Annotated in this window: 3 protein-coding genes; 1 reads left to right on the plus strand and 2 read right to left on the minus strand. The window is 76.3% G+C overall.

All coding sequences use genetic code 11. The annotated features are described in order from the left end of the window. Window positions 1–650: hypothetical protein (locus QL983_RS10555; protein WP_206482190.1), on the plus strand; the 650-nt coding region annotated here is incomplete at its 5' end. A 41-nt stretch (window positions 651–691) separates the two neighbouring features. Here QL983_RS10555 and QL983_RS10560 read toward each other — a convergent pair. Together QL983_RS10560 and QL983_RS10565 are read right to left on the minus strand one after the other, a co-directional pair. After that, entirely contained in the window at window positions 692–2863 is a 2172-nt protein-coding gene (locus QL983_RS10560) for a 3-hydroxyacyl-CoA dehydrogenase NAD-binding domain-containing protein (RefSeq protein ID WP_208857715.1), read from the minus strand. A 76-nt stretch (window positions 2864–2939) separates the two neighbouring features. After that, window positions 2940–4190, minus strand: coding sequence for a ribonuclease D (locus QL983_RS10565; protein ID WP_069941680.1), 1251 nt, complete (start codon window positions 4188–4190; stop codon window positions 2940–2942). Window positions 4191–4207: the final 17 nt, after the last annotated feature.

Genomic DNA, 4207 nt, shown 5'->3' on the forward strand with positions numbered 1-4207 from the left:
ACCCCGCCCCGCGCCCCACCGGCGCCGCCCGTTTCGACCTCACTCCCTTCGAGCGGTGGGAGGCCGTGACCCTCGACGACGTGCACGTCGGCTTCCTGCACCGGGTGCTGGAGGACGGCGTGCTGACCACCCGCATGGGCTTCGCCCCCACGCCCGCCCAGCGCGCCGCCCGCGGTGGACTGCCCGAGCGCTACCTCGCCCAGACGCAGGTCGGCTTCACGCCCGACGGGGACGGCTGGGCATGGACGACCCACGAGGACTCCGCCGGAGCCCAGCGGGTGCGCATCGACCGTGAGCGGGCCGGCATCGACGCCGCGGTGCTGCCCTCGTACGCGGAGTACCTCCTCCTCGCGCGGGTGGCCGCCGAGGGCCCGCTCGCCGTGGACCGGCTCGAGGAGGCCTCGCCCCTGCAGGGCGGGCTGCGCGTGCCCCGCGCCGAGCTGCGCCCGGCGGACGCGGGCGGGTCGGACGTGCGGGTGGCCGTCGTCGCGGACGGCGTGGAGCTGGGGGCGCACCTCGTGCGCGAGGGCGCCGTGGTCGCCTCCGACTGGGGCGGGGGCACCGCCTCGACCCCCGTGGCCGACCAGGCCGCGGCGACCGCCGGGCTCGACGCGCACGTGGTGACGTTCGCCGGGCTGCCGATCGCCTGAGCCGTGGGCCGGGCCGTCGCGGACGGCCCGGCCGGGGCCGGTCAGGCCTGCGCGGCCGGGTGGAAGCGCCGCCCGTTCACCCGCTCGGCGGCCCCGCAGTCGTCCAGGTACGGCGTGATGCCGCCCAGGTGCAGGGGCCAGTTGGCGCCGAGGATCATGCACAGGTCCACGTCCTCGGGGGCCGCGACGACGCGCTCGTCCAGGAGCAGGCCGATCTCCTCGGCCAGCGCGTCCTCGACCCGGCGCAGCAGCTCCTCGGAGGTCTGCGGGGTCGAGCCCTGCTCCAGCAGGGCCGCGGTCGCCTCCGGGATCTGCTCGCCGGTCGCGCCGGCGGCCTCCTCGTCGCGCCGGTCCGGGCGGACGTCCTTGGCCCAGATCGCGGTCTTGCCGGCGTCGATCAGGCGCTGCAGGTTCGCCGAGACCGGGAAGCGCTCCGCGCCGAAGGACGCGGAGAGGGACTCGGACACGTGCTGGGCCACGGGGATGCCGACCATGGCCAGGAGGGTGAACGGCGTCATCGGCAGGGCCAGCGGGTCCAGCGCGTGGTCGGCCTCGTGCGCGTCGGTGCCCTCGTCGAAGGAGTTCTGCACCTCGCCCATCATGCGCAGCAGGACGCGGTTGACCACGAACGCGGTGGCGTCGTGGACGAGCACGCCGGTCTTGCGGAGCCGGCGGGTCAGTTCGAACGCGGTGGCCACGACCTCGTCCGTCGTCGCCTCGGTCCGCACGATCTCCACGAGCGGCATGACCGCCACCGGGTTGAAGAAGTGGAAGCCCACGAGGCGCTCGGGACGCTCGAGGACCTCGGCCATGGCGGCCACGGACAGGCTCGAGGTGTTGGTCATCAGGATGGCGTCCTCACGCACGATGCCCTCGAGCTCGCGGAAGACGGTGCGCTTGACCTCGAGCTCCTCGAAGACGGCCTCGATGACGATGTCGGCGTCCGCATACACGGCTTTGTCCGTGTCCGCGGTGATCAACCCGGCCAGGGCCTGGCCGTCCTCGGCGGAGAGCCGTCCACGGGAGACCATCTTCTCGACCTGCGCGCGCACGCCCGCCAGGCCGCGCTCGACACGCTCGGCGTCGACGTCCGTCATCACGACGGGCACCCGCAGGTGCCGGGCGAAGACGAGGGCGAGCTGGCCGGCCATCAGGCCCGCACCGACGATGCCGACCTTCCGGACCTCGCGGGCGAGCTCGCGGCCCGGGTCGCCGGCGGGGCGCTTGGCGCGGCCCTGGACGAGGCCGAGGAACGCGTACACGGTGCGGCGGAACTCGGGGGAGTGCAGCAGCGTCCCGAGGGCGTCCGCCTCGGCCTGGGCGGACTCGGCGCGGGTGCGCGTGCGGGCCCCGGTGAACAGGGCCTCCAGGTGACGGCGCGCCGGCAGGTGGCGACCGGGACGGGCGGCCTGCAGCCGCTCCAGCGCCGCCAGGGCGCGGTCCCAGGCGGCGTCGGACACGTCGCGGTCGCGGTGGGCGGCCAGTTCGGCCGCCACGGACTCGTCCCCGGTGACCAGGGCGGCGGCGAGCTCGAGGCCGGCGTCGAGGAGGTCCCCCTCGACGATCCGGTCCATGAGCCCCAGCCCGTGCGCCGCACGGGCGTCGAGCATGCGGTTGTCGTCGAGGGGGTTCTTCAGCACGACGTCGACGGCGGCCTCCGGGCCGATCAGGTGGGGCACGCGCCACACGCCGGACCAGCCGGGGATCAGGCCGAGCCGGACCTCGGGCAGGCCGAAGCCCTTCGCGTCGGCGGCCACCACGCGGTGTCCGGCGGCCAGGGCCAGCTCGAGGCCGCCGCCGAGGGCGAGGCCGTTCACGAGCGCGACCGTGGGGATCTCGAGGGCCGCGAGCCGGTCGTAGACGGCGTGGCCGAGCAGGGCCAGGTCGCGGCCGACGTCGTCGGTGATGCTCGCGATCAGGGACAGGTCCGCCCCGGCCGCGAAGGTCCCCTCCACGCCGGTCACGGCCAGGGCCTGGATCTCGCCCGCGGCGGCCCGGGCGGCCTGCTCGTCGAGGACCCGGCCGAGGCCGAGGAGCGTGGCCGGGCCCAGGGTCGCGGGCCGGCGGGGTCCCTGCCCGTTGTCCAGCGTGAGCAGCGCGAGCGTGCCCGCACCCTCGGGCAGGGCGTGGTCGGTCACGGTGACGGTGGTGACGACCTCATCCGGGGCCAGGGCGGGCAGGTGGTCGAAGGAAGCAAGAGAAACGGATGTCATGCGGGTCACACTACCGGCGAGTAGCCTCCGCGTCGACGCGACGCGACGGACCGATCCGGCCGGCCGCGTCGGGGGCTCAGGCGCCGGCGGGATCGGGGTCCAGGAGCGCGACCGTGACGATCGCGCCGACGTTCTCCACCTGCCACGGGCGCGCGCCCCGCTCCGTCAGGAACGCGTCCACGGTCTCGGGGGTGATCGGGGCAGGCGGGGTCCAGCAGATCCGCCGGAGGGTGTCCGGGGTGAGGAGGTTCTCGGTGGGCATCCCCAGCTGCTCGGCCCGACGGGCGACGCGGGCCTTGGCCGTGCGCAGGCGGCGGTCCGCCACCGGGTCCCGGTCCTTCCAGGCCCGGGGTGGGGGCGGGCCGTCCCCGGTGCGGATCTGCGCCGCGGGGGCGTCGCCCCGCTCGGCGTCCTCGACGCCGGCCCGGATCGCGGCGATCCAGCGCGGGGCCTCGCGGCTCGCGGCGCGGCCGTGGAAGCCGGAGGTCTGGCGCAGGGCGGGGACGGTGCGCGGCTGGGCGGCCGCGGCGGCGACGATCGACCGGTCCGGGATGAGCCGGCCGGGGGCGACGTCGCGGTGGCGGGCGAGGTCCTCGCGGGCCTCCCACAGGCGCTTGAGGACCGCGCGCTGCACGGGGCGGCGCAGCGTCTGGGAGCCCGAGGTGCCGCGCCAGGGGTCCTTCTTCGGCGTGGGCGGCGGGGCCGTGCGCACGTGCTCGAACTCCTGCTCGGCCCACGCGAGCTTGCCGTCGGCCTCGAGGCGCGCGATCAGGGCCTCGCGCAGCGGGACGAGCAGCTCGACGTCGAGCGCCGCGTAGGTGAGCATCGCCTCGGGCAGCGGACGCACCGACCAGTCGGCGGCCGAATGCTCCTTGGCGAGGGTGACCCCCAGCAGCTCCTCCAGGACCGCGGCCAGGCCGACGCGCGGCAGGCCGGCCACCCGGGCCGCGAGCTCGGTGTCGAACAGCCGATCGGGGCGCAGCCCCTGCTCGGCCAGGCAGGGCAGGTCCTGGCTGGCCGCGTGCAGGATCCACTCGACGCCCGCGAGGGCCTCCTGCAGCGGGGCCAGCCCGTCGAGGGCCTCGGGATCGACGAGCCAGATGCCGGCGCCCTCGCGCTTGAGCTGGACGAGCATGGCCCGCTGGCCGTACCGGATCCCGGAGGCGCGCTCCGCGTCGACGGCGACCGGCCCGGTCCCCGCGGCGAGCGCCGCGGCGCAGGCCTCCAGACCCGCGCGGGTGTCGGTGAGCCGGGGGACTCCACCGGCCGGTGTGGCGATCAGCCGCGGGGGCGCGTCCGGGGCGGCCGTCTCGGGGGCGTCGGTCATGCTGCTCCTGTTCGGGG

Source organism: Micrococcus sp. APC 4021 (assembly GCF_030407635.1).
In the GTDB taxonomy this organism is placed as follows: Bacteria; Actinomycetota; Actinomycetes; order Actinomycetales; family Micrococcaceae; genus Micrococcus; species Micrococcus luteus.